At 63.5% G+C, this 23,480-nt stretch carries 26 protein-coding genes, 1 tRNA gene and 1 riboswitch; of the genes, 9 read left to right on the top strand and 18 right to left on the bottom strand.

What is annotated here, in order from left to right; all coding sequences use genetic code 11:
* From NKJ93_RS16125 to NKJ93_RS16100, 6 genes are all read right to left on the bottom strand, one after another.
* Positions 1-582 (bottom strand): NAD(P)H-dependent oxidoreductase, encoded by a 582-nt coding sequence (locus NKJ93_RS16125; RefSeq protein WP_352495937.1) that lies wholly within the window; start codon positions 580-582, stop codon positions 1-3.
* Between the two features lie 202 nt (positions 583-784).
* Complete coding sequence (locus NKJ93_RS16120) at positions 785-2,182, bottom strand: FAD-binding oxidoreductase (protein WP_352495955.1); 1,398 nt, start codon at positions 2,180-2,182, stop codon at positions 785-787.
* Entirely contained in the window at positions 2,182-3,480 is a 1,299-nt protein-coding gene (locus NKJ93_RS16115; protein WP_352495954.1) for a cytosine deaminase, read from the bottom strand. Before NKJ93_RS16115 ends, NKJ93_RS16120 begins: the two co-directional genes overlap by 1 nt.
* Positions 3,481-3,497: 17 nt before the next feature.
* Entirely contained in the window at positions 3,498-4,349 is an 852-nt protein-coding gene (locus NKJ93_RS16110) for an ABC transporter permease (protein ID WP_352590130.1), read from the bottom strand.
* Entirely contained in the window at positions 4,336-5,178 is an 843-nt protein-coding gene (locus NKJ93_RS16105) for an ABC transporter ATP-binding protein (RefSeq protein WP_023719906.1), read from the bottom strand. The genes NKJ93_RS16110 and NKJ93_RS16105 overlap by 14 nt, the downstream gene beginning before the upstream one ends.
* 3 nt (positions 5,179-5,181) lie before the next feature.
* Positions 5,182-6,186, bottom strand: coding sequence for an ABC transporter substrate-binding protein (locus NKJ93_RS16100; protein WP_023719905.1), 1,005 nt, complete (start codon positions 6,184-6,186; stop codon positions 5,182-5,184).
* A gap of 276 nt (positions 6,187-6,462) precedes the next feature.
* On the opposite strand from NKJ93_RS16100, the gene NKJ93_RS16095 reads away from it, so the two are divergent.
* Positions 6,463-6,846, top strand: coding sequence for a RidA family protein (locus NKJ93_RS16095; protein ID WP_352484505.1), 384 nt, complete (start codon positions 6,463-6,465; stop codon positions 6,844-6,846).
* Between the two features lie 108 nt (positions 6,847-6,954).
* A complete protein-coding gene (locus tag NKJ93_RS16090; protein ID WP_023719903.1) occupies positions 6,955-7,758 on the top strand; it encodes a creatininase family protein in 804 nt (267 codons plus the stop codon).
* Here the strand turns inward: NKJ93_RS16090 and NKJ93_RS16085 are convergent, their stop codons facing one another.
* Positions 7,759-8,268: a tyrosine phosphatase family protein gene (locus NKJ93_RS16085; protein WP_023719902.1), complete on the bottom strand. Its 510-nt coding sequence runs from the start codon at positions 8,266-8,268 to the stop codon at positions 7,759-7,761.
* Complete coding sequence (gene cobD, locus NKJ93_RS16080; RefSeq protein WP_352590127.1) at positions 8,265-9,323, bottom strand: threonine-phosphate decarboxylase CobD; 1,059 nt, start codon at positions 9,321-9,323, stop codon at positions 8,265-8,267. Before cobD ends, NKJ93_RS16085 begins: the two co-directional genes overlap by 4 nt.
* Between cobD and cbiB the strand changes: the two genes are divergently transcribed.
* The gene (gene cbiB / locus NKJ93_RS16075; protein ID WP_352590124.1) at positions 9,322-10,293 is read left to right on the top strand and encodes an adenosylcobinamide-phosphate synthase CbiB; all 972 of its coding nucleotides are present in this window, start codon (positions 9,322-9,324) and stop codon (positions 10,291-10,293) included. The genes cobD and cbiB overlap by 2 nt on opposite strands.
* A gap of 439 nt (positions 10,294-10,732) precedes the next feature.
* Here cbiB and cobO read toward each other — a convergent pair whose 3' ends face one another.
* The 4 genes from cobO to NKJ93_RS16055 are packed head-to-tail and all read right to left on the bottom strand — an operon-like array spanning position 10,733 to position 12,843.
* Positions 10,733-11,356 carry a cob(I)yrinic acid a,c-diamide adenosyltransferase gene (gene cobO, locus NKJ93_RS16070; protein ID WP_352590121.1) on the bottom strand — a complete coding sequence of 208 codons (624 nt, stop codon included), beginning with the start codon at positions 11,354-11,356 and terminating at the stop codon, positions 10,733-10,735.
* A gap of 1 nt (position 11,357) precedes the next feature.
* The gene (cobU, locus tag NKJ93_RS16065) at positions 11,358-11,879 is read right to left on the bottom strand and encodes a bifunctional adenosylcobinamide kinase/adenosylcobinamide-phosphate guanylyltransferase (RefSeq protein ID WP_352590119.1); all 522 of its coding nucleotides are present in this window, start codon (positions 11,877-11,879) and stop codon (positions 11,358-11,360) included.
* Positions 11,872-12,648, bottom strand: coding sequence for a CbtA family protein (locus NKJ93_RS16060; protein WP_352590116.1), 777 nt, complete (start codon positions 12,646-12,648; stop codon positions 11,872-11,874). The genes cobU and NKJ93_RS16060 overlap by 8 nt, the downstream gene beginning before the upstream one ends.
* 15 nt (positions 12,649-12,663) lie before the next feature.
* A complete protein-coding gene (locus NKJ93_RS16055; protein ID WP_023720718.1) occupies positions 12,664-12,843 on the bottom strand; it encodes a CbtB domain-containing protein in 180 nt (59 codons plus the stop codon).
* A gap of 36 nt (positions 12,844-12,879) precedes the next feature.
* Positions 12,880-13,075, bottom strand: a riboswitch (cobalamin riboswitch).
* A 140-nt stretch (positions 13,076-13,215) separates the two neighbouring features.
* Here NKJ93_RS16055 and NKJ93_RS16050 point away from each other — a divergent pair.
* On the top strand, positions 13,216-14,409 hold the full coding sequence (locus tag NKJ93_RS16050; protein ID WP_352590113.1) for an aromatic ring-hydroxylating oxygenase subunit alpha: 1,194 nt from the start codon (positions 13,216-13,218) through the stop codon (positions 14,407-14,409).
* Here NKJ93_RS16050 and NKJ93_RS16045 read toward each other — a convergent pair.
* Positions 14,388-15,587: an MFS transporter gene (locus tag NKJ93_RS16045; protein WP_023720721.1), complete on the bottom strand. Its 1,200-nt coding sequence runs from the start codon at positions 15,585-15,587 to the stop codon at positions 14,388-14,390. The genes NKJ93_RS16050 and NKJ93_RS16045 overlap by 22 nt on opposite strands.
* Positions 15,588-15,834: 247 nt before the next feature.
* On the opposite strand from NKJ93_RS16045, the gene NKJ93_RS16040 reads away from it, so the two are divergent.
* Both NKJ93_RS16040 and NKJ93_RS16035 read left to right on the top strand, forming a co-directional pair.
* Positions 15,835-16,833 carry a heparan-alpha-glucosaminide N-acetyltransferase gene (locus tag NKJ93_RS16040; RefSeq protein WP_352590110.1) on the top strand — a complete coding sequence of 333 codons (999 nt, stop codon included), beginning with the start codon at positions 15,835-15,837 and terminating at the stop codon, positions 16,831-16,833.
* A 16-nt stretch (positions 16,834-16,849) separates the two neighbouring features.
* On the top strand, positions 16,850-17,356 hold the full coding sequence (locus NKJ93_RS16035) for a methyltransferase family protein (RefSeq protein ID WP_352483066.1): 507 nt from the start codon (positions 16,850-16,852) through the stop codon (positions 17,354-17,356).
* Between the two features lie 19 nt (positions 17,357-17,375).
* On the opposite strand, the gene NKJ93_RS16030 is transcribed toward NKJ93_RS16035, so the two are convergent.
* Together NKJ93_RS16030 and mgtE are read right to left on the bottom strand one after the other, a co-directional pair.
* Positions 17,376-17,762 (bottom strand): MerR family transcriptional regulator, encoded by a 387-nt coding sequence (locus NKJ93_RS16030; RefSeq protein ID WP_023676566.1) that lies wholly within the window; start codon positions 17,760-17,762, stop codon positions 17,376-17,378.
* A gap of 139 nt (positions 17,763-17,901) precedes the next feature.
* Positions 17,902-19,320 (bottom strand): magnesium transporter, encoded by a 1,419-nt coding sequence (mgtE, locus tag NKJ93_RS16025; protein ID WP_023720724.1) that lies wholly within the window; start codon positions 19,318-19,320, stop codon positions 17,902-17,904.
* Positions 19,321-19,597: 277 nt separating this feature from the next.
* Between mgtE and NKJ93_RS16020 the strand changes: the two genes are divergently transcribed.
* A complete protein-coding gene (locus tag NKJ93_RS16020) occupies positions 19,598-19,819 on the top strand; it encodes a hypothetical protein (RefSeq protein WP_156948157.1) in 222 nt (73 codons plus the stop codon).
* 197 nt (positions 19,820-20,016) lie between these two features.
* Here the strand turns inward: NKJ93_RS16020 and NKJ93_RS16015 are convergent, their stop codons facing one another.
* Together NKJ93_RS16015 and NKJ93_RS16010 are read right to left on the bottom strand one after the other, a co-directional pair.
* On the bottom strand, positions 20,017-20,499 hold the full coding sequence (locus NKJ93_RS16015) for an SRPBCC family protein (protein ID WP_031194498.1): 483 nt from the start codon (positions 20,497-20,499) through the stop codon (positions 20,017-20,019).
* Positions 20,496-20,813, bottom strand: a complete 318-nt coding sequence (locus tag NKJ93_RS16010; RefSeq protein ID WP_023720727.1) for an ArsR/SmtB family transcription factor — start codon at positions 20,811-20,813, stop codon at positions 20,496-20,498. The genes NKJ93_RS16015 and NKJ93_RS16010 overlap by 4 nt, the downstream gene beginning before the upstream one ends.
* Positions 20,814-21,243: 430 nt before the next feature.
* Here NKJ93_RS16010 and NKJ93_RS16005 point away from each other — a divergent pair, with 430 nt between their 5' ends.
* A complete protein-coding gene (locus tag NKJ93_RS16005; protein ID WP_352590107.1) occupies positions 21,244-22,065 on the top strand; it encodes a phosphatase PAP2 family protein in 822 nt (273 codons plus the stop codon).
* 147 nt (positions 22,066-22,212) lie between these two features.
* On the opposite strand, the gene NKJ93_RS16000 is transcribed toward NKJ93_RS16005, so the two are convergent.
* Positions 22,213-22,297 (bottom strand) — tRNA-Leu (locus NKJ93_RS16000).
* Positions 22,298-22,474: 177 nt separating this feature from the next.
* Here NKJ93_RS16000 and lipB point away from each other — a divergent pair.
* Entirely contained in the window at positions 22,475-23,218 is a 744-nt protein-coding gene (gene lipB, locus NKJ93_RS15995) for a lipoyl(octanoyl) transferase LipB (RefSeq protein WP_352483062.1), read from the top strand.
* Positions 23,219-23,480 lie beyond the last annotated feature (262 nt).

Here is a 23,480-nt window from a genome sequence, read left to right as displayed (position 1 = left end):
TCAGAACGCATCCATCTCGGCCGCGACCTTCGCCACGAATCTCGTCCGCCTCTCGTCGGTCGATAGGTTCATCGAGTACTGCGCGAGGTAGGAAACCGACCCGCCAGGCTTGATGGTCGCACGCAGCACCCGCTTGACCAGCTTGCGCGGCGGGTCGCCCATCAGCATGGCTCGGAACCGACTGCCGCCATAGGTGGCGACCGCGGCGACCTTGCGAATGTTGTGCAGCGACGGCTGCACCTTGCCGTCAACCAATTTGAACGACACGCCGGGCAGGAAGACGCGATCGAAAAAGCCTTTCAGAATGGCCGGATAGCCGAAGTTCCACACCGGAAACGATAGCACCAGCGCCTCGGCCCGCAGCAAGCGCTCGACGTAAGCCGCTGCAGGATCGCCGTCACTGCGCGCGTCGTGATAGGAGAGCCGTTCGGCCCGCGTCAGCCTGGGATCGAACCCCTCGGCATAGAGATCGCAATCGTCGACGGCATGGCCGGCGGCCTTCAGCCGCTCGACGATGGTCCGGTGCAGACCGGCATTGAAGCTGGTCTCGACCGGATGAGCGTAGAGGACGAGGATGTTCACCCAAGTCCTCGCAGGTCGGCGCGAGGCACCCCCCTCTGCCCTACCGGGCATCTCCCCCTCAAGGGGGGAGATTGGCGGTTCCATCGTCTCGACCATCTTCCAACGTCGGCAACTGGCGAAAGCGATACCGACAGCCGATCTCCCCCCTTGAGGGGGAGATGGCCGGCAGGCCAGAGGGGGGTGTTCAAGCGCAAACCTCTCCTCAACCCGTCTTCTCCAGCCCCTTGAACAGGAACGACTTGCCTGAGCGATAATCATAGTCCGGATTTTCCCAGGCGATCATCTTGCCCGGATTGAGCAGCCCCTGCGGGTCGGTCTCGCGCTTGAAGGCGAGCTGCACCTCGTCGGTGCGCTTCATGCCGCCCTCTTCCAGCGTGTAGCGGTGCGGGTTGAAGATCCAGCAGCCATTGTCCTCGTGGATGCGAATGATCTCGTCCAGCCGCTCCGCCGTGGTGAAGCGCACTAGCGGCAGCCCTGCGATGCCGATGGCGCCGTCGAAGCGGATGAATTCGAGATGCGCCGGCACCTCGTCGCCGAAGCGTTCGACCATTGCCTTGACGTGGCCGAGGTGGTCCGGCGACGGGTAGCGGGTCTGCAGATAGGTGATCGTCGGGTCGACCCGGATGGCGCGCAGCGTGGTGTGGTTCCAGGTCAGCTCATAGGCCGGCGGCAGCCCCTTGAGATCGGCCTCCTTATCGGCGCGAAAGACGATCTCGCCCTTACTGCGCGCAGTGAAGGCGAGGAAGGCATCCATCGCATGCGGCGCGATCATCAGGACGACGATGCTTTGGCCGCGCCGGAAAAACCGCTGGTGGCGCTTGAAGTAATCGTAGGGGATGGGTGCTGCTATCGGCGTGATCAGCTTCGCCAGGATGCCGTCCTGGATGGCGAGATCGTTGCCGAAGCCGGCCGCATCCATGAAATCGTCGAAGCCGACGATGACGTCGATCCAGTCATAACTGGCGGTTAGCGGCATCTCGACTTCGGTGATGATGCCGTTGGTGCCGTAGGCGTGCATCACTTTCAGCACGTCCTCGCCGGTGAGCTCCATGACGCGGGGCTGTGCCTCCATCGTCACGGTCCTCAGCCGGATGACGTTGCCGAGGTCGCGCAAGCCGCCCCAGCGGATCGAGCCAATACCGCCGGAGCCGCCGGCGACGAAGCCGCCGATCGATGCCGTGTTGTAGGTCGACGGCGACATGCGGAGCTCCTGGCCGGAATGCGCCCGAGTCGCCTTGTCGATGTCGGCGAGCACGGCGCCGGGACCGGTGACGACACGACCGGGCGCGATCGCCTTGATCGCGTTCATCTCGGCGAGATTGAGCACGACGCCGCCGGACAGAGGCATCGCCTGCCCGTAATTGCCGGTGCCGCTGCCGCGCGGCGTCACCGGCACGCCATGCCGGTGGCAGGCGGCGAGCACGCGGACGACCTCATCTTCCGTTTTCGGCGTCACGATCAGGTCGCCGGTGACATGCTCGAGCTGCTGCTTCAGCACCGGGCTGTACCAGTAGAAGTCGCGGCTCTTCTGCTGGACGATCGCCGGATGGTCGTCGACCTTGAGGCCGTCCAGGTCGCGCTTGAGCGCCGCAATATCCATCATTCCACCATCAGATCATCGAGTTCGGCATAATCGGGCAGCTGGCGTTCGATCGCCTGGCCGTCGCGCACCACGATGCGATCCGATTCGGGCCGTGACAGCAATTCCGTCCAGCTTCGCCCCTTGAAGACGACGAAATCGGCCGGCCCTCCGGCGGCAAGCGTGCCGAAACCATCGAGCCGCATCACCTTGGCCGGCGTCGCTGTTACCGCTTGCGGCCAGTCAGCGACGGGATGGTCGAGATGCAGGATGCGCGTCGCCATGCGATAGACCTCCAGCATATCGAGATCGCCATAGGCGTAGAACGGGTCGCGCGTATTGTCGGAGGCGACGGCGACGGCGATGCCGCGCGCCTTCATCTCGTGCAGCAGCGTCACCCCGCGCCAGCGCGGCGTGGTGTTATCGCCGCGCCGGTCCTGCAAATAGAGATTGCACATTGGCAGCGACACCACCGCCAGGCCGGCCTTGGCGACCTTGTCCAGCGTGTCGAGCACCTCGAGATCGGGCTGGCGCGCCAGCGAGCAGCAATGGCCGACCAGGATGTTCCCGTCAAAACCGTTCCAGAGGGCGGCTTCGGCAATCTTCTTGAGCGAGATCGCCGAGACATCGTCGGTCTCGTCGGCATGGAAATCGAGGTCGAGGCCATGCTTGATCGCCTGCGCAAACACCTGGTCAAGCAGTTCCTCGAGGTCCGGCACCATATAGGTGACGACGCCGAGCACGCCCTTGGCGGCAGCCACCCGCTTGGCCAGCCTCTCGAACCATTTCCTGTCGCGCACGCCTTCGATGCCGAGCAGGCAGGCCGCCTGCAGCTCGATGCGGCCGCGCCATTTCTCCCGCATCGTCTCGAACACCGGCCAGGAGATCTCTTCCTGCGGCGCAACGCTGTCGAGATGCGTACGCAGCGCCTTGGTGCCATGCGCATAGGCAGAGCGCAGCGAAAAATCCATGCGGCGGGCAACGTCGTCGGCGCTCCAGTGCGCCGCGCGGTCGGCGCCCGTTGCGTTCAGCGCGCCCATGAAGGTGCCGTCCGGGTTCGGCTTTCGAGGCCAGATATGGCCCTTGTCGATATGCGTGTGGCAGTCGACGAAGCAGGGCAAGACGATCCGGCCGCCAAGGTCGATGGCGCCTGCCTGTGCGTTGGATCGATGCGCCGTAATCCCGGAGATCTTGCCATCGGCGATGGCGATATCCGCGAGCCCAAACCCGTCGGTATCGAAGGCTCCAGAAAAGCCCGGCGTCAGTGAGGCATGAAGCCGAACCTTGGCGAGATGGTAGGAACCAGAAGCTGGTATCAAGGCGGCGCTGTCCACCATCACCGCTCCTGCCTCAGCGCGCTCTCGTGCCAGCGCCGCAAAATGAGATGCGAAATCAGCGACAGCACCAGGAAGATCAGGATGCCGGTGAGCGAGATCAGGATCAGCGCCGCGAACAGCCTCGGCGCGTTGAGCCGGTAGCCGGCCTCGATTATGCGCGAGGCGAGGCCGGACGACTGGCCGGTGGCGCCGGCGACGAACTCGGCCACCACCGCACCGATCAGCGACAGGCCGCCGGCGATCTTCAGCCCGCCGAGGAAATAAGGCATCGCCGCCGGCAGCCGCAGATAGCGCAATTGCTGCCAGCGGGTGGCGCCGTTGAGCTTGAACAAATCGCGCAGATTGCGGTCGACGGAATTGAGGCCGAGCGTGGTGTTGGAGAGGATCGGGAAGAAGGCGACGATCCAGGCGCAAAGCAAAAGCTTTGTCGTCTGGTTGTCGACATAGATATTGATCAGCGGAAAGATCGCGACGATCGGCGTCACCTGCAGCACGATGGCGAAGGGAAAGAACGACATCTCCACCCATTTCGACTGCGCGAACAGCACTGCCAGCCCGACGCCGCCGATGACGGCGAGAAGCAGGCTCAAGAAGGTGATCCTGAGTGTCACCAGCAGCGAGGAGAACAGCAGCCCGGCATCGTCGTGCAGCGTCTGCAGCACCACGCCGGGACGCGGCAGGATATATTTCGGGATGTCGTTCCAGACGCAGACGCGGTCCCACAGCCAGATCGCCAGGATCATGATCGCCAGCGGCAGCAGCCATCTGCCGATGCGCTCGAAGCGCTCTTGGCGAACGCGACGCGCCTCCTCCGGGTCGAGCGCCAGGATTTGTTCTTCAATGGCCGTCATGATGCGGTCCGGCAGTTGAGTTGATGGCGCCGATCAGCACGTCGGATGCCTGGCGGCAGAGCGCGGCATAGTCGGGCGAGGTGCGAAACGCCTCGTCGCGCGGATAGGACGCATCGACGGCGAGCTCGGCGAACACCCGGCCCGGCCGCGCCGCCATGACGACGACGCGGTTGGAGAGGAAAACGCTTTCGAAGACGCTGTGGGTGACGAAAACGACGGTGAAACGTTCATCCTGCCACAGCTCCAGCAGATCGTTGTTGAGCTTGAAGCGGGTGATCTCGTCGAGTGCTGCGAACGGCTCGTCCATCAACAGAATCCGCGGCTTGGTCACCATGGCCCGGGCAATCGAGACGCGCATCTTCATGCCGCCCGACAATTCGCGCGGCACGGCATTCTCGAAGCCGGTCAGGTGAACCCTCGCCAGCATCTCCATCACCGCCGGCGCCGCCTTGGCCCGCGACACGCCCTTCAGCCGCAGCGGCAGCCAGACATTGTCGAAGACATCGGCCCAGGGCAGCAGCGTCGGCTCCTGGAAGACGAAGCCGATATTCGAGCGGTCGCCGATATTTGAACGATCGAGGGCGCCGCTGCCGCGCCAGTCGAGCACGCCCGAGGTCGGCGTCGACAGGCCGGCAATCAGCCGCAGCGCCGTCGACTTGCCGCAGCCCGACGGTCCGAGCAGGCTGAGGAAATCGCCTTCCCGGATCGTCAGCTCGACATTGCTGAGCGCGGTGACGCCGTTGGAAAACACCTTGCCGACGCCACGCAGCGCCAACAGCGTCGGCCCCGATACGCTTCCTGGCTGTTGCGCCACTTTCTCCAGCTTCACGGCCTACTTCTTCAGGTCGAGCCCGACGCTCTTGTTGACGAAGGCCAGCGTGTAGGCCTTCTTGATGTCGATGCCCGCCGGCGTTACCTTGGCCTTGACCATCTTGTCGTAAAAACTCTGGATGCGCGCATCGGTCATGGCGCCGATGCCGAGCTTTTCGCTGTCGCCGGAATCGACCACGCCGAACTTCTTCAGCTGCTCGATCGAGAAGGCGATCTGCTCATCCGTCATGTCCGGATTTTCCTTCTTGATCATCTCGTTGGCGGCCTTGTTGTCGCCGTAGAGATAATTGTACCAGCCCTTGGCCGAGCCATCGACGAAGCACTGGACCACCTCGGGCCGCTTGTCGACCGTCTCCTGCATGGTTTCGACCGTCGTTGCATATGTGTCCCAGCCATAGTCGGCCAGCAGGAACTGGTTCGGCGTGAAACCGCCCTGCTTCTGGACGGCGAATGGCTCCGAGGTGACGTAGCCCTGCTGGATCGACTTCTTGTTGGCGATGAACGGAGCCGGGTTGAAAGTGTAGGGCACGCGTTTTGCGGCATCGAAGCCGAGGTCGGTGACCATCCACTGGAAGAAGGTCTGCGCACCTTCGTCGCCGAGGATGTACTGGTCGGCGTTCTTCAGGTCTTCCCATTTGTCCAGCCCCTGGCCGGGATGGGACATGATGACCTGCGGGTCCTTCTGGAAGTCGGCGGCCACGACGCGCATCGGTATGCCTTGCTGCACGGCATCGAAGGCCGACAGCAGATTGCCGCCCATGTAGAAATCGATCTTACCTGCGAGCAGCAGCGGCCGGCCGCTGACCTGTGGGCCGCCCTGCATGATCGTCACGTCGATGCCGCATGCGGCATAGGTACCATCCACCACGGCTTGGTAGTAACCGCCATGTTCCGGCTCGGCCAGCCAGTTGGTGCCGAAGGTGACTTTTTCGTTCGCTGCCGCGGCAAGCGTACCTGCGCCAAGCAGCACGATCACGCCCGCCGAAATCTTGAGTCTTCCGTACATCCACACCACCCTTTGTTCGCTCCGGCGCATCACGCGCCGGGCTCGACACCATTGTTTCAAGAAGCAAGACACATGCCACCGGCGCGTTGCGTCGGGACCGCCCGCTTGTGCAATGCCCGCCTGTGCAATGGCGGCGCGAAGGCCGGACGGGTCATGCTGTACGGAAGGCATCGTGCCTATTTTTTGATCGCCTGTCCACAATCGCCCTCGTGACATGCACCGCCATCTTGATGCCCGCCTACATCCAGCTTTACGCTGCCGTGAACGGAGATTGCCATGTTCAAATTTCTCACGCCGAAGTCGATCAAGCCGCCCTTCGCCCGCTACAGCCATGGCGTCGAGCTGCCGCCCGGCAAGCGGCTGGTGCTGTGTTCGGGCCAGGTCGCGATCACAGCGGACGACCAGATCCCCGAGGAGGCCGGCGCACAGGCCGAGCTCTGTTTCCAGAACATAGCGGCGATTCTCGGCGAGGCCGGGCTCGGCCTGTCCGACATCGTCCGCATCAACGCCTACGTCACCGACCGCGCCTTCCTGCGGCCCTATATGGAGGTTCGCGACCGGCTGTTCGCCAGTCCGGCGCCGGCCTCGACGCTGATGATCGTGTCCGGCTTTGCCCGGCCGGAGTTTAAGGTCGAGATCGAGGTCATCGCGTCGGGTTGAGGAGCGCTGGCCAGCGGCTGGAATCGACAGGCCGATGATCTCAAGTTACACGACAAAGGTTGGTGCCGCCCCTCATCAAGCGCGCATCCAGTCTCTTCGAGGTAAAAAATGGCCGGAACAAAAAAACGCGTATGGTGGGGTGACTACCGGACCACCGAATACGCGACCGTCGATCCTGAGGCGACCATTGCCGTTCTGCCGCTGGCGGCGATCGAGCAGCACGGGCCCCATCTGCCGGTTTCGACCGACACCTCGATCATGAACGGCATGCTGGAAACGGTGATCGCGCGCCTGCCCGGCGATCTCGACATCCGCATCCTGCCGGTTCAGGCGGTGGGCAAGTCGAACGAGCATTTGCATGCGCCCGGCACCCTCACTCTGCCGGCGACGACCCTGGTCGAGGCGTGGACCGAACTTGGCCTGTCGGTCGCACGCGCCGGCGTCCGAAAACTGATTGTCGTCAACTCGCATGGCGGCAATGAGGAGATCATGGGCATCGTCACCCGCGAATTGCGCGTGCGGGCAAAGATGCTGGCGGTAAAGACCAGCTGGCAACGGTTTGGCCGGCCGGCCGGCATGTACACCGACCTCGAAGACCGCCACGGCATTCATGGCGGCGACGTCGAGACCTCGCTGATGCTGCACTTCCGGCCCGACCTCGTCGACATGGCCAAGGCCGATAATTTCGTGTCCAAGGTCGCCCGCGCCGAAAAGGAATTTTCGCTGCTGCGCCACACCGGAACGCACGCCTTCGCCTGGATCGCCAGCGACCTCAACCCGAATGGCGTGGTCGGCGACGCCAGCATTGCAACCGCCGAAAAAGGCCGGCTCACCGCCGAGCATCAAGCCGACGGCTTCATCAGCTTGCTGAAGGACGTGCGCAAGGCAAAGCTGGCGGATTGGCTGGCGTAACTAGCCCTCGATCCTCAGCGCAAACGGCGTGCCCTCAAACGCTTCGGCGCCGCGCCCGATCGCCTCGATGGCGCGGCTCATGCGGCCGTCGCGCTCGAGCAGTGCGTCGGCAATTGCGATCAGCCGCGGATTGGGTGTCGCCGTGGGCGACAGCGCGCGCAGCGTCTTGGCCAGTTCGGCTTCGTCGCGCTTCGGCGCCAGCGCTGCCGCGATAATGTAGGCCGAGGCGGTCGACCGGCTGATGCCGGCATAGCAATGCACCACCAGCGGCCGCGAGCGATCCCATTGGCGGGCGAAATCGAGCAGGTTCAAGACATGCTCCTCGCCCGGCATGGTCATGCCCTCCTGCGCTACCGCAATGTCGTGCATGACCAGGTGCAGATGGTTTTCCCTGGTGATCGAGGCCGGCCGCATCACCTCCGTGCCGGCAGCGAGCAGCGAAAGCAGCCGCCCGGCCCCGGTCTTCGTCACCGTTTCCTCGACTTTGGACAGCGAGCAGACATGGATCATTGGATCGTTTCTCCCTTGGCATCATCGTCGCGCCGCGAGGCCCAGCCGGCAAGCGCTGATTCGAGCCGCCGCCATTCTTCGTCGGCTCCCGGTAGGCCGGCGCGCAACACATCCGGCCGGTCGGCGAAATGCCGAAGCAGGATGCCGCGCTGGCCGAGCACCGAAAACAGGCGGGCGGCGTTCGCCAGCCTGATATAGCGGAACAGCGCGGTGCCAGCGGCGACAGGCACGCCGAACCGGCCGAACAGCGCATCGAGCCGTGCGGCATCCTCGGCCAATCGGCGCCGCATCCCGGCCTGCCAGCCGGTATCGGCAAGCGCCCTTATGCCATATTCGAGCGCCGGCCCGGAAATCGCCCATGGCCCGAATTGCGCCTGCAGCCGCTCGACCGTCAGCGCGTCGGTCAATGCAAAGCCAAGCCGCAGGCCGGCCAGGCCGAAGAACTTGCCGAACGAGCGCAGCACGACGATGCCGCCCTGGTCGACGTCGCCAGCGAGACTTTCGCTGCGTGGGCCGACATCCATGAAGGCCTCGTCGACGACCAGCAGCCCGCCTCTGGCGCGCAATTTTGCGGCAAGTCGAAGCAATCTTTCGCGCTCGACGACGCGCCCGTCCGGGTTGTTGGGATTGACGACGACGGCAAGGTCGGCCGCCGCCGAGGCTTCGAAATCATCGACTTCAGCCGCCGCATGGCCGGCGATCGCCGCTGCCCGCCGATGCTCGGCATAAGTCGGCCCGAGCACCAGCGCCCTGCCCGGGCTGACCAGCGAAGCGACGCGCGGCAACAGGATCTGCGTGCCGGGCGCCGCTGCGACATTCGCCGCCGATGGAGCGCCATAGGCGCTTGCCGCGACTTCGGCCAATTCGCGGGCACGCGCTGCTTCCGGCAATCGCGACAGGGCGGTGGCGGGCAAATCGAAAAGCGGGTAGGAGTGCGGATTGATCCCGGTCGAGAGGTCGACGAAAGGCAGCGGCGCGTGAGGGAAAAGCGCCCTCGCCCGGCCAAGGCTTCCGCCGTGGTCCACTGCCGCCGTCACTCCATCAAGAGACTTCATGTCGATCCTGATCACTTTCCTGTCGCTGGCCATCGAACTTGTACTCGGCTACCCGGCCCAGCTCTTCGATGCCATTGGCCATCCCGTCACCTGGTTCGGCAGGCTGATATCCTTTCTCGACGGCAGGCTCAACCGCGCCACTGATTCCGACGCCCACCGTCGCCGCTGGGGCGTGCTCGCGCTGCTGGTCATCGTGCTGGTGCCGGCCGCCCTCGCCTTCTGGATCGAAGCCATGCTTTGGAGCATTCCCCTCGGCTTGTTGGTCATCGCAATCCTGGCGACGTCGCTGCTGTCGCAGAAGAGCCTGGCCGAGCATGTCGAAGCGGTGGCCGACGCCCTCGACAGCGGCGGACTGGACATGGGCCGCATTGCCGTCTCGCGGATCGTCGGCCGCGACCCGGAAAAGCTCGACAGGGCCGCTGTCTGCCGCGCCGCGATCGAAAGCCTGGCCGAGAACTTCTCCGACGGCGTCGTCGCGCCGGCGTTCTGGATCGGCGTTGGCGGGCTCGCCGGCGGCGTCGCCTACAAGGCCGCCAACACCGCCGATTCGATGATCGGCCACCGCACCCCGCGCCACGAGGCCTTCGGCTGGGCGGCGGCGCGCTTCGACGATTGGATCAACCTGCCGGCATCACGGCTGACGGCGCTGCTGATCGTGCTTGCCGCTTTCCTGGTCAAGGGCGCCGATGCCAAAGCCGCCTGGCATGCTGTGCGGCGCGATGCGAAAAAACACCGCTCGCCCAATGCCGGCTGGCCGGAAGCAGCGATGGCCGGTGCGCTCGGCCTGGCGCTCGCCGGCCCCCGTTCCTATGACGGCGTCATGGTCGAAGACGCGTTGATGGGCGAAGGCGGCCGCCGCGACGATATCGAGAGCACCGACATCCGACGGGCGCTGAAACTTTACCGGGTCGCCGACTTACTGCTGATCGCGCTGTTCGGGGTGGTCGCAGTGGTTGTTATCTTGGCGTGACCTGCGCCCGAGATCGAGCGGAAACAAAAAACCCGCCAAGCGGCGGGTCGTTGGAGCCAGTTAGCACCATAGCGAGATTAGTACCATAGCTGCCGGCACAAAGCAAGAACAAAATTGCTGTGCCCAAAGAATAATCGCCCCAGCTTTGCGCTTCTCATTCCCTGCCTTTGACGTTCGAGGTTGGCGAAATCCGAAGCGCCATCCAATCTCCCCCCTCGCGGGGGAGATGTCCGGCAGGACAGAGGGGGGCGCGAAGGATCGCCAGCCTCTTGACCGTTCACCTGCTAATGACGGTCTGACGACGTAGTTGTCTCCGACTGACAGGCCGAGGGACAGTGCCCCCCTTTGCCCTGCCGGGCATCTCCCCCACAAGGGGGGAGATCGGCAGCTTCGCCGGCGCCGCCTGCTCCGAAACGCCCTTCCCCGATCGCCAAACCCCTCAGAACTCTATCCCTTGCTGCGCCTTCACGCCGGCGGAGAAGTGGTGCTTGGTCACGCCCATCTCGGTGACCAGATCGGCTGCCTCGACCAATACCGGCTTGGCATTGCGGCCGGTGACGACGACATGCAGGCCCTCGCGACGCGCCTTCAGCGCTGCGACCACCTTTTCGAGGTCGAGATAATCGTAGCGCAGCGCGATGTTGAGTTCGTCGAGCACCACGAGGCTGATCGACGGCTCGGCCATCAGCTCGAGCGCCTTGGCCCAGGCGGCCTCAGCGGCCGCGATGTCGCGCTTCAGGTCCTGCGTTTCCCAGGTAAAGCCCTCGCCCATGGCGTGCCAGACGACGCGGTCGCCGAAGCAGGCAAAAGCATCCTTCTCGCCGGTGTGCCATTTGCCTTTGATGAACTGGACGACGCCGACGCGCTTGCCGTAGCCGAGCATTCTGAGCGCCAGCCCGAAGGCGGCCGTGGTCTTGCCCTTGCCCGGACCGGTGTTGACGATCAACAGCCCTTTCTCGACCGTCTTGGCTGCAACCTCGGCGTCCTGCACCGCCTTGCGCTTGGCCATCTTCGCGCGGTGGCGTTTCTCGTCCTTGGGATCGATGTGGTCGGTATCAGCCATGTCATTTCACCCTGAGCGGCAGCCCCGCCACCATCAAAAGCACGGTGTCAGCGACGGCGGCAACGTCCTGGTTCAACCGGCCGGCCGCGTCGCGAAACCGTCTTGCCAGCGCATTCTCCGGCACGATGCCCTGGCCGACCTCGTTGGACACCACGAACCAGGGTCCACGCGGCCGCGACAGCACATCTGCCAGCCTTCGGCATTCGGCCTCGACATCATGTTCGGCCAGCATATGGTTGGTCAGCCACAGCGTCAGGCAATCGATCAGCACCGGCTGGCCGTCAGGCAGTGCCTCGATCGCGCCGGCAAGGTCGAGCGGCGCCTCGATGGTCGTCCAGCCGGCGCTGCGGCGCGAGCGGTGCAGCGCGATCCGTTCGCGCATCTCCTCGTCATAGGCTTGCGCCGTGGCGATATAGCTCCATGGCGCCGGACAGGCACTCACCAGCCTCTCGGCATGCACGCTCTTGCCGGAGCGCGCACCGCCGATGATCAGGATCAGCGCCCCGGCAGCGCGGTCAGGCAAAGCTGTCGCGCAGGCTGGTCGCCGTGCCGGTGAAGCGGCCGCGCACCACGCCGACGACCGCGCCGAGCACCAGCCAGAACACCAGATTGGTCAGCGTCACCGCCACCACGAACTGATGATGCAGGCCTTCCGGGATTGTCGTCTCGAAGCTGTCGGGCTGCGGCGCGCCGACAATATGCGGCGCCACGATCAACGCCACGGCAAGGACCGCCAGCGGCAGCGATCTGCGGAAGGCGAGCAGGCCGAGACCGGCGGCGGTCGCCACCACCGTTGCCCACCACCAGATCTGGCGTTGGACAAGGTCGGCCGCCGGCATTGCCGGCAATTCCGGCGGCAGGCCGAGGCCCGGCGCCAGCGTGAACACGGCAAAGCCGGCAAGCCCCCAGAACAGGCCCTGGCGCCAATTGCCGATGCCGCCGGCGAACTCCGAAACCGCAACCAGGACCAACGCGAAGCCGATACCGGTGACGATATTGGCAACGACGCTGAAGGCAAAGCGTTCGAAACCGTCGGCCGGCGCCCAGCCTTCGTCCTCAGCCGGAGCCATTGCTTCAGCCGGTGCCGGCGCGGCGCTGCTCATAGCCATCGTGCCCGTGGCGGCCGGTGCCGCAGGTGCGGCGGCATGGTCATGGCCGCCGCCGGCCTGTTCGTAGACTTCCGCCTTCAGGATCAGCGGCACCGTGGCATAGGCCTGCATGCAGGCGAGAACGACGCCGGCCACGAGCCCTGCGATCGCCGCGATGAACACGACGTTGCGAAACAGTGTCATGATGTCAGCCCCTTGTCAGTGGCAGGGAAAGCCCATCGAGTGGCGATAGTCGTGGGCGGCATTGTGGACCGCATCGATGTGCGAGAAGCCGACAAAGCCCATGACGAAAATGCCGAGGAATGCAGCAAGCGCCAGCTGCATGAAACGCGACTGCGAGGAGACGGAAGCGCCGAGCGAGACGGAAGCGGTATTCATGTCTTGTCCTTTCGCCCTCCACCCGAGGGCATAGAAGTCAGTTTCCTGTCGCCGGCAGGTCTCCTGGCTCGCGGATCAGCGCCCTTCCCCACCTTCCCGAAGAAAATCTTCAGTGGCATATGGAGAGGACTACCGCACACAGTTGCGGGGGCAGCCACGGCATTGGGCAAGAATTTCGCCCGCACCGCATTCCCTCTTGGTTCCAAACGGAACCGACGACATCAGCGACTATAGGCAGAATCGCCGCGCCCGGCAAACCAAATTCCGCCGGATCGTGTGGCGAATGCGCCGCCTCGCCAAGCTCGCCGGCCGGCGCCGCAATTGACAATTCTCACAGCCGGGTGTCGGCTGGCGGATGGGGAGGAAGCCGGCATGCAACCCAGCCCGAATGAGCGCGGTCCCTATAACGGCCTGCCGCGGGCCGAGCCGACGCTGCCGTCATCGGCCTATTGGGACATCGCAGGCTATCAGCGCGATCTCGAGGCCATCTGGTATCGCAATTGGCTGCTGGTCTGCCGCGAGGCCGACCTTGCCCATCCGCTGGCTTTCAGGACGTTTCGCATAGGCACGCAGGAGGTCGTCGTGCTGCGCGACGAGACCGGCGAATTGCGCGCCTTTCACAACACCTGCCGGCATCGCGGCTCGCAGCTTTGCCAGCAGAGCGAAGGACGGCTGAGGGCGCGGCTCATCACCTGCCCCTACCACGCCTGGTCCTATTCGCTGCGCGGCGATCTGGTGCGCGTGCCGTCGAAATCGCTGCCGGACGGTTTCGACAAGGCCGATCATCCGCTCTACCGCGTCGCGCTTTCGGTGTGGCGCGGTTTCGTTTTCGTCAACCTCGCGCAAGACGCTGCCGGTTCGGCTGAAACATCCTTCGATCCGGCATCCGGCAACCTCGCCAACTGGCCGCTGGAAACGCTGCTGAGCGGCCATGTGCTGCGCAAGGTTATGAACTGCAACTGGAAGATATTTTGGGAGAACTTCAACGAGTGCCTGCACTGCCCTGGCGTCCACAAGGACCTGTCGCGGCTGGTGCCGATCTATGGCCGCGGCCTGATGGGCCGGCACGACGACCCCGAATGGGCGCGCCACGCCGACAATGACGCGCCGGAATTTGCCGGCGGCTTGCGGGCCGGGGCCGAAACCTGGTCGCGCGACGGGCGCGTCCACGGCTCGGTCTTTTCGAGCCTGACGCCGGCCGAGCGTGCTGCCGGGCAGACCTATGCCACCAACTTGCCCTCGATGTTCGTCGTCGGCCATGTCGACTATGTCAGGACCGTGCGGCTGGTGCCGCTTGGGCCGGAGCAGACCGAACTCACCGCCGAATGGCTTTTTTCGCCCGAAGCGCTCGTCGATCCGGCTGCGGATATCGACAACATCGTCGCCTTCGGTACCCAGGTGCTGGAGGAAGACGCTGATATCTGCGAGGTCAACCAGAAGGGCCTGCGCTCGATGCGCCATAAGGCCGGCGTGCTGATGCCCGAGGAATATGATTTGCACCGCTTCCACAACTGGGTGCGCGAGCGGCATGCGGCGCTTGAACATCAAAGCGATTTGGGCAGATAGCGCCAAGTGACGAAGCCGCAGACCGCCGCCAGCAGGCCGAGCGTCGCGAAAACCGCGCCCAGGCCGAAGAACGCCAGCACCACTGAATAGACCAGCGGCGGCGTCAGCTCGGAAAAGTCGAGATAGGTGCGGTAGACCGCCGCCATCTGCGCCCGCTCATACGAGCGCACCGAGCGCATGAACGCGGTCGAGCCCAGCGCATCGAGCGCGATGGTGAAGAAGGCACCGCAAAGCAGCAACGCGCCGGTGACGAGCGGCGCGGCCTCGCCGACGGCGCCGGCCGCCAGCAGCGTCGCCGACATGGCGAAATAGGCAAACGTCATGGTGCGCCGGCCGCCGAAACGCTTTCCCGCCCTGCCCCAGAAGATGGCCATGAACAAAAGCGCATTGCCGGCCGAAACCAAGAGGCCACCGGCGAGCTCGCCCTCGCCGGTGATCACCATGAACAGCGGCCCATAGACAAAGAACGTCGTCCAGAAGCAGGAACGGCCGAAGGCGATCAGCCAGGCCAGCCTCAGCCTTGGCTGCGCGACGAAGCGGCCGATATTGGCCAGCGGATTGACCGGCCGCGTCTTGCCCGGGCGGATCGACGGGTTGTCGCCAAGCCGGTAGGTCCAGAACAGCGCCAGCAGGGCCATGGCGAAGACGGCCACCGCGCTATGCGCGGCATAGATGCCGAAACGCGTGTAGAGGAAAATGCCGAGCGTCGGCCCGGCGGTCCAGGCAAGCATCGACCACGCCATGCGCAGCGACTCGGCCTGCATGAAATCGGTCTTGCGGATGTGGTCCATGATGTAGAGGTTGAGCGTGATCGCCAGCGCGCTGGCGCCGATGACGCGGCAGAGCATGCCGACCGTTTGGCCAGCAAGCGTATGAGTGACGAAGAACAGCGAGCCGACGGCCAGCAGGCAGGCACCGGCGGTATAGACCCAGCGCCGGGCAAAGCGCCGGATCAACATCGGCATGAACAGCGTCGCCGAGAGGCCGAGCATTGCCACGACCGTGTAGAGGATCGAGACGATCTGCTCGTTGTGCAGGATCTCATAGGCCTGGATCGGGATGACGCTGGAGACGGTGGCGCGCGCGAACGATTCGACCGCATAAAGCGAGGCGAAGGTGCGTGCATCCGCCGGCCGCAAGGCCGCAAGCCAGATAGGATGGCGCACATGGGTAGCCATTGCTTTCCCCGAAGCAGAATCGCCCAAAGCAGGGTTTGGAGCACAAATCTGCCGCGGCGATTCCTGGCCGGGTAACAGGAAACCGACGCCTTCACGGCAAAAAGCGAAGCCGGCCAAAGGCTTTCCGGCTCTGGCCTAAAGCGAGTTCTAATGCTGACCCGCGCCAACGCGACGCGAGGACTGCTTCTTTTGACGGTGGCAACCGTGATAGTCGTCTTGCCGGGGCTGAACCAAGACAGCGAGACCGATGAGCATCGCCACGCCGACCACCGCCGTTCAGGATCAACCGAAGGCGAAGCGCATCGCCGCCATCGACATCGCACGCGGCATCGCTTTGCTTGCCATGGCGAGCTATCATTTCACCTGGGATCTCGAATTTTTCGGCTACACCGATCCCGGCCTCACCGCCTTCGGCTGGTGGAAAATCTACGCGCGCTGCATCGCCTCGAGCTTCCTGTTCCTGGTCGGCGTCAGCCTCTATCTCGCCCATGGGAAGAAAATCCGCTGGACAGGCTTCTGGAAGCGCTTCGCCATGGTTGCCGGGGCGGCTCTCGCAATATCGCTGGTCACCCGAATCGCCACGCCCGACGGCTTCATTTTTTTCGGCATATTGCACGAGATCGCGCTCGCCAGCCTGCTCGGCCTGGCGTTCCTGCGGCTGCCGGCGCTGCTGACACTGCTTGTCGCGGCGTTTGTCATCGCGGCGCCCTTCTACCTCAGATCCGAGGCCTTCGATCATCCGGCTTTGTGGTGGGTCGGTCTATCGGCGACCAATCCGCACTCCAACGACTATGTTCCGCTGCTGCCCTGGTTCGGCGCCGTGCTTGCCGGCATCGCGGTTACCAAACTCGTCGCCACCTCCGGCGTGCTGACCCGGCTGTCGGCCATGACGCCAGGCCGCTGGGCAAACCCGCTGGTCTTCATCGGCCGGCACAGCCTTGCCTTTTATCTGATCCATCAGCCGCTGCTGATCGGCTCGGTCTGGCTGTTTTCGCAATTCATGCCGGCGCGGGTCGAAAGCAGGGAGGTGAACTTTCTGAAATCCTGCCAAATATCCTGCGAGCAGGCGCGCGACACCGAGTTCTGCTCCAGCTATTGTGCCTGCATGCTGGACACTCTCCAGGGCGAAGCCTCGCTTGACCGGCTCTACAGCAACGACCAGTCCCCGGAGTGGAAGGCGCATATTGGCGAGCTCGCCGGCACCTGCACCGCCCAAACCGAGACGGCGGAACCGAGAACGCGCTAATCGAGGGAGGACAACAATGACCGACAGTCACCCGAAACCCGTGCAGCAAAATCCTGGGCAGCCGAAGCTGGGGCACATCCCATGGCCGCCGCTGATCTATGTCGCCGCCATCATCGTCAGCGTCGCGCTAGGGTTTTTCTATCCACTGCCGTGGATCGGCGATCTTCTCGGCGACATCCTGTTCGCCGCCGGCCTTGTGGGGTTGGTGGCGGTCGCCGCGCTCTGGTTCACCGCGATCCGCACCATGATCCGCGCCAAAACGACGCTCAACCCCAACGGCGTGCCGGACCATCTGGTGACCACCGGACCCTTCGCCGTCAGCCGCAACCCGATCTACCTCGCCAACACATTGCTGCTGGTCAGCCTCGCCTTTGTCTCGGGGATCGCCTGGTTCCTGCCGCTCGCGGTCATCGCGGCGTTCCTGACGCAGAAGCTGACGATCGAGAGCGAGGAGAAGGTGCTGACGGCCAAATTCGGCAAGAAGTACCGGGACTACGCCAAAAGGGTGCGGCGCTGGATTTGAGCCGGGGCTGACACCGCGCTTACGTGGTGACGCCGAGTTCAACCAGCCGCTCGACGCAGGATTCCTCGGCCTGGTCGAGCTCGGCCAGGGTCTCCTCGAGGTCGCGGCGTTTCTGGCGAAGATCCTCGCGCTTTTCCTCGATGCGCTTGATCATCAGCTTGAGTTGGCCGACCTCGCCGGGCGGCTCCCTGTACATCTGGATGATTTCGCGGATCTCGTTGATCGAGAAGCCGAGCCTCTTGCCGCGCATGATCTGGCGGATGAGATGCCGGTCCGACGGACGGAACAGCCGGGTGCGGCCGCGCCTTACCGGCTGCACCAGCCCTTCGTCCTCGTAGAAGCGCAACGTCCGCGTCGACACGTCGAATTCGCGGGTCAGCTCCGTGATCGAATAATATTCCCGCATCGCCACTCCAATGCCCCGGCCACGCCGCGAGTTCCAACTGGCCGGCGCCGCCGGCATCCAGGCGCGTACCAGAATCGGCGGACAAGGCACCTTCCAAAGCCTCGCACGGCATTTACGTAAAAGTCAATTGAGGTGCCGTTCAGCCTACGCCGAACCACCATGTGGCAAGCCCGAGAAAGGCAAAGAAACCGACGACATCGGTGACCGTAGTGACGAAAACCGCCGAAGCCACAGCCGGATCGATCTTGAAGCGGTCGAGCAGCAGCGGGATCAGGATGCCCGCCAGAGCCGCCACGAACATGTTGATGATCATCGCCGCCGCGATGATGCCGCCGAGATTGCGATCGTGGAACCAGGCAGCCGCGACGATGCCGATCAGGATGGCGAAGATGATGCCGTTGATGAAGCCCACCCCGATTTCGCGGCGGATGATGCGGCCGGCATTGTAGATATCGAGGTCCCTCGTCGCCAGCGCCCGCACGGTGACGGTCATGGTCTGCGAGCCGGCATTGCCGCCCATGCCGGCGACGATCGGCATCAGCACCGCCAGCGCCACGATATGCTCGATGGTGCGGTCGAACAGGCCGATCACCGAAGCCGCGAGGAAGGCCGTCAAAAGGTTGACCAGCAGCCACGGCACACGCGAGCGCGAAGTCGAAAGGATGCTGTCCGAGAGTTCTTCGTCGCCGACGCCGCCCATGCGCAGCAGATCTTCCTCGGCCTCCTGCTGGATGACGTCGACGACGTCGTCGATGGTCAGCACGCCGACCAGCCGCTCGTTCTCGTCGACGACGGCAGCGGACAGAAGATCGTATTGTTCGAATTCGCGTGCCGCCTCCTCCTGGTCCATGGTGGCCGGGATGGCATGCCTGGTCTCATGCATGACCTCTTCGACCTTGACCGAGCGCTTGGTGCGCAGGATCTGGTCGAGGTCGATGGCGCCGAGCAGCTTGAAGCTCGGATCGATGACGAAGATCTGGCTGAAACGGTCGGGAAGGTTGTTGTCCTCGCGCATGTAGTCGATGGTCTGGCCGATCGTCCAGAATGGCGGCACCGCGACGAACTCCGTCTGCATGCGGCGGCCGGCGGTCTCTTCGGGATAGTCGAGCGAGCGCCGCAGCCTGATCCGCTCGGTGAACGGCAGTTGCGACAGGATCTCGTCCTGGTCCTCCTGGTCGAGGTCCTCGAGGATGTAGACGGCATCGTCGGAATCGAGCTCCTGCACGGCCTGGGCGATCTGCGCATTGGGCAGATTGTCGACGATGTCGCGCCTGATCGCCTCGTCGACCTCGGTCAGCGCGGAAAAATCGAAATCCTTGCCCAGCAATTCGACCAGGGCGCGGCGCTGTTCCGGGTGCAGCGCCTCGAGCAGGTGGCCGAGTTCCGACTGGTGCAGATCGTCGACTTCGCGCTTCAGCGTCAGCGTATCGCGATCGGCGATCGCGGCACCGATCTGGGTGAGAAACGACGACAGGATGACGCCGTCCTCGTCATAGATGTCGGCGCGGCGCTCCTCAGCGGCCCTGGCGCCGGTCATGTGTTCGTCCTGGCCTTCCACCAGCGCCTCCCGCCATCGGATTTCCGGATAAGGTGCCTGTCAGGTCTAGACCATGATCCTGAAAAGTGGAAACCGGTTTTCCGAAAAGATCATGGTCAAACACAAGGATGGAGCGGCGGCGCGATTTGGCTTGAGCATCGGCCTCTCTGTGCGCAACCGACGGATATCAGGCGCCCTTGCGAGCTGCCGGTTGCCCAAGATTGATAATTCAAGATTGATAATTAGAGGATTCTAATTTAGCATCTCTATAATTACCGGTAATAAAGGGAGGGTGTTTATGGGGAAGTATCTGTTTACCAGTCTTGCGTTGGTTTGTTCGGGAATACTTTTGAACCCGATTACCGCCGATGCAAAGGCCTTCAAATCTTTTCAGGGCAAGGAATGCAAGCCTGACTACAAACGGCTTTGCCCAATGACACCGATCGGCAAATGCGACCTTCAGAGCATGATCGAGCAGTTGTCACCCGCCTGCAAGGCTTTCGTCGAGAAGCACCGGTAATCCAGCTCTGCCATCGCCGCCGACCAACCGCCGGGCAGTCCGCGACAACGCCAGGTGTGGTGTGCCCCGGTCGGGGAATCGGTCGCCCAACAACAACAGTCCCGGTGGTCGGGCAGAACGGCATATGCTGCACCGGGAATGAGGCGAGGCCGACGGTGCGACGGCCTCGCTGGATATCGGGCTTAGAGGCCTGCCGATCAGGCAGCGTAGCGTTTGGCCTCAGCCGCGTAGGCGCCAAGGACACCGCTCCAGCCACGCTCCGATTCGAAGGCCTGGCGCGCTGCTTCTGCGGTCTCGCCCATGTTCTCCAGAAGCCGGTGCTCGAGTTCCACCCGCGTCGAATTCTCGCCGAGCGCGACAAAGCGGATGTCGACCTCGGTCAGCAATGCCGGATCGTAGCGCCAGTCGGCCCCGATACGCCAGGCGAGCGTCAGCCTCGACGGCGGATCCCAGGCGAGAACCTCGCCCCAATCGCATTCTGACCCATCCTCGCCGATCTCGTACCAGCGGCCGCCGGCTTTCGGTTCGATCACCGCGGTCGTCAGGGCGGATTTGCCGATCGAGTGCGAAGCCGGCCACCACCGTCCGAACCCTGTCGTGAACACATCGAATGCCTTGTCGAGCGGCACCTCCACGGTCACCGACTTCCTGACCGGTGCGGGCTTGATCATGGTCGTCATTTCCTCTTCTCCTTGCTGTTGTCGACTTCCCGTTTGAAGGCGTCGAGCGCATCGCCCCACATGCGATCGAGCCAGGCGCGCATCTCGCCGAGCCCATGCGGGTCGAGATGATAGATATTGCTGGCGCCCTTGGGCTCGGCACGGACCAGTCGGGCTTCCTTCAGCACTTTGAGGTGCTGCGATACCGCCGGCTGCGAGACCGGAAGCACCCGCGTCAGATCGATGACCGAGCGCGGCCGATCGGCGATGAGCTCGAACACCTTGCGGCGTGTCGGATCGGCCAAGGCCACCATTCCTGCGTAATCATAAACCATGACTTATGATAAGCTAAAACTTATGATAGGTCAACCGAGGGAGTGGCGGGCCTGTGTTTAAGCAACGGGCCGGTTCGGCCCGAGGCTCCGGGGTAATTCCTTCGCGCGGGGCATGGGCAGCAATGCGGATGCAAGATTGCTCAGGGAATCAATCCACCGCATGCGAGCCGGCAGGTATCGACCACCGGGGAAAAGTAAACCTGACGGCAAGGTTTTTACCTTATCGGTGTATATGTCTCTGCGGCGAAACATTAAGAACGGGTAAATTGGCTTGGCCCTAACTACGGAAGCCTCTCGCCACAGGCCCTCAGCCATATGGCAATTGCGCCTCTCCTTGTTTATGGCAATGTACGTGTTAGGTGCATCTGCACTATATCCAGAAGTATTCCGTACATCAGCCCTAATCTATTCTCACAAGTTTCTTATTGGCATGCCGGTCTTGTTTATCGGTGGCGTCTGTTGTGCCGCGCTCATACATGGCCGACGGCAACCGGTTCGCTACGCCCTGGAATTGGTTCAAGGGCGCTGGCGCGGCTGTCTGTTGGTGCTGCTGTTCTTCTTTGCCAGCTTGACCGCGTTCTCCACCTACAAGATCGCCATCCCGTCCGTCGTCCCATACTATGCCGACCACTGGTTAGCCGACGCTGATGAATGGTTGCACGGGATGCCGCCGTGGGAGATCGCCCATAAGCTCGACAGCAACGGGTGGTCGCTCGTCGTCTTCGACAGCTATGAAGTCATTTGGTTCTACCAGTGGTTCGGCACCATCCTTTTCGTGGCGCTCTGGTCGGACGAGATTGCGCGCATCCGCTATCTCAGCGCGGCAGCGCTGACGTTGTGCATCCTCGGAACTGTCTTGGCTTTGGCGCTGGCATCGGTCGGGCCGGTTTACTACCACCAGTTTGTTGGCGTGGATCGCTTCCACGGATTGAATGCCGCCTTGGACAGACTGGACCATAGTTACATGGTGCGGGAACCCGCAGCATATCTCCTGATGGCTTACCGGAGTGGCCGGCCAAGCCTTGGCGGCGGCATCTCGGCCATGCCAAGCATGCATGTCGCCTTTGCCGCACTGAACGCCTATTTGCTGTCCTCGATCAATCTCTGGCTGGGCGCTCTGGGTTGGGCGTTTGCAGCCCTGATCCTGTACGGATCGGTGTACACTGGATGGCACTATGCCCTGGACGGCTACGTATCGATCGCTGCTGTATCTGTGATCTGGTGGGCAACCGGACGCCTGGTGCGCGAATAATTATCCACGCAAACCGCATATATGGCTACGCGCCGATGGCGTTTTCGCATCGGCCAAACTCGCGATCGCAGTCAGGCAAAAAAGCCTCGCGCCTGACAAAGACGCTCTTTGCCGTGCTCGAACTCAACGGGGCGCTTTCGAATTAAATGGTGCGGTCGAGAAGACTCGAACTTCCACGGGTTGCCCCACAGCGACCTCAACGCTGCGCGTCTACCAATTCCGCCACGACCGCACGTGGTAGGAGCCAGAACGAACCGGCCCGCGGCGTGTAGCAAATCGTTTCCGGTGAAACAAGTGCGCGGCCAGCAATAATCGGCCGGATATCGGCTTAACTCTGCAAAGCGCCGAACGTGCCCGGAACTGGACGTTTGTACCGATTGCCGCCATATGAGGGGCGAGACGAGATATCATGACAGAACGCAGCCAGATCGCCACGTCGTTCCTGCCCTCGCCCGGCTCGGCGCCGGTCGAATGGCGCATTGAGCCCGGGCTCACCGCCTATCCCGATGCGCTCGCCGTGATGGAGGCGCGCGCCGAAGCAATCCGCAGCGGCGCGGCTGGCGAGATGGTCTGGTTGGTCGAGCATCCGCCGCTCTATACCGCCGGCACCAGCGCCCGTTTCGAGGACCTGATCGAGCCGGACCGCTTCCCGGTCTTTGCCGCCGGGCGCGGCGGCGAATACACCTATCATGGGCCGGGCCAGCGCGTCGCCTATGTCATGCTCGACCTCAAGCGGCGGCGCGAGGATGTCCGCGCCTTCGTCGCGGCACTCGAACAATGGATCATCGGCACGCTGGCCGCCTTCAACGTACGCGGCGAACGCCGCGAGGACCGCGTCGGCGTCTGGGTGGTGCGGCCGGATCGCCCCGCTTTGCCCGACGGCTCGGTCGCCGAGGACAAGATCGCTGCCATCGGCATCAGGCTGAGGCGCTGGGTGAGCTTTCACGGCATTGCCATCAATGTCGAGCCGGATCTCGGCCATTTCAGCGGCATCGTGCCGTGCGGCGTCCAGGATCACGGCGTCACCAGCCTCATCGATCTCGGCCTTCCCGTAACAATGGCCGATCTCGACCTGGCGCTGAAATCAGCCTTCGAAGATGTCTTCGGCCCGGCAGCGCCTTTGCAGGTCGAGGCGGCCCGCAAAGTCGGCTGACAGAACCTCACTGAAGACCGTAGTCCTACGCTGCGCCCCTCGCCTCCGCGAAGAACGGGTCGTCAGCGTTCGAGCCATGTCTTTCAGCGCATCCTCACATCGCGCCGATCCAGATTGCCATGGAAATGAGGAACGTGCTCATGCACACCAGCGAAACGACATCCTGAACAAGATCGGTCATAACTCTCTCCTGTTGTTAGTATGTTCGTATTTTGTTCTAATTTTGTTCGAATGTCAACGATCGCAATCCCGGCATGGCCGG

The organism is Mesorhizobium sp. M0028, from assembly GCF_040323855.1.
GTDB lineage: Bacteria > Pseudomonadota > Alphaproteobacteria > Rhizobiales > Rhizobiaceae > Mesorhizobium.
Note: the sequence above shows the minus strand (reverse complement) of the source record. Positions and strands in the feature narration are given on the sequence as shown.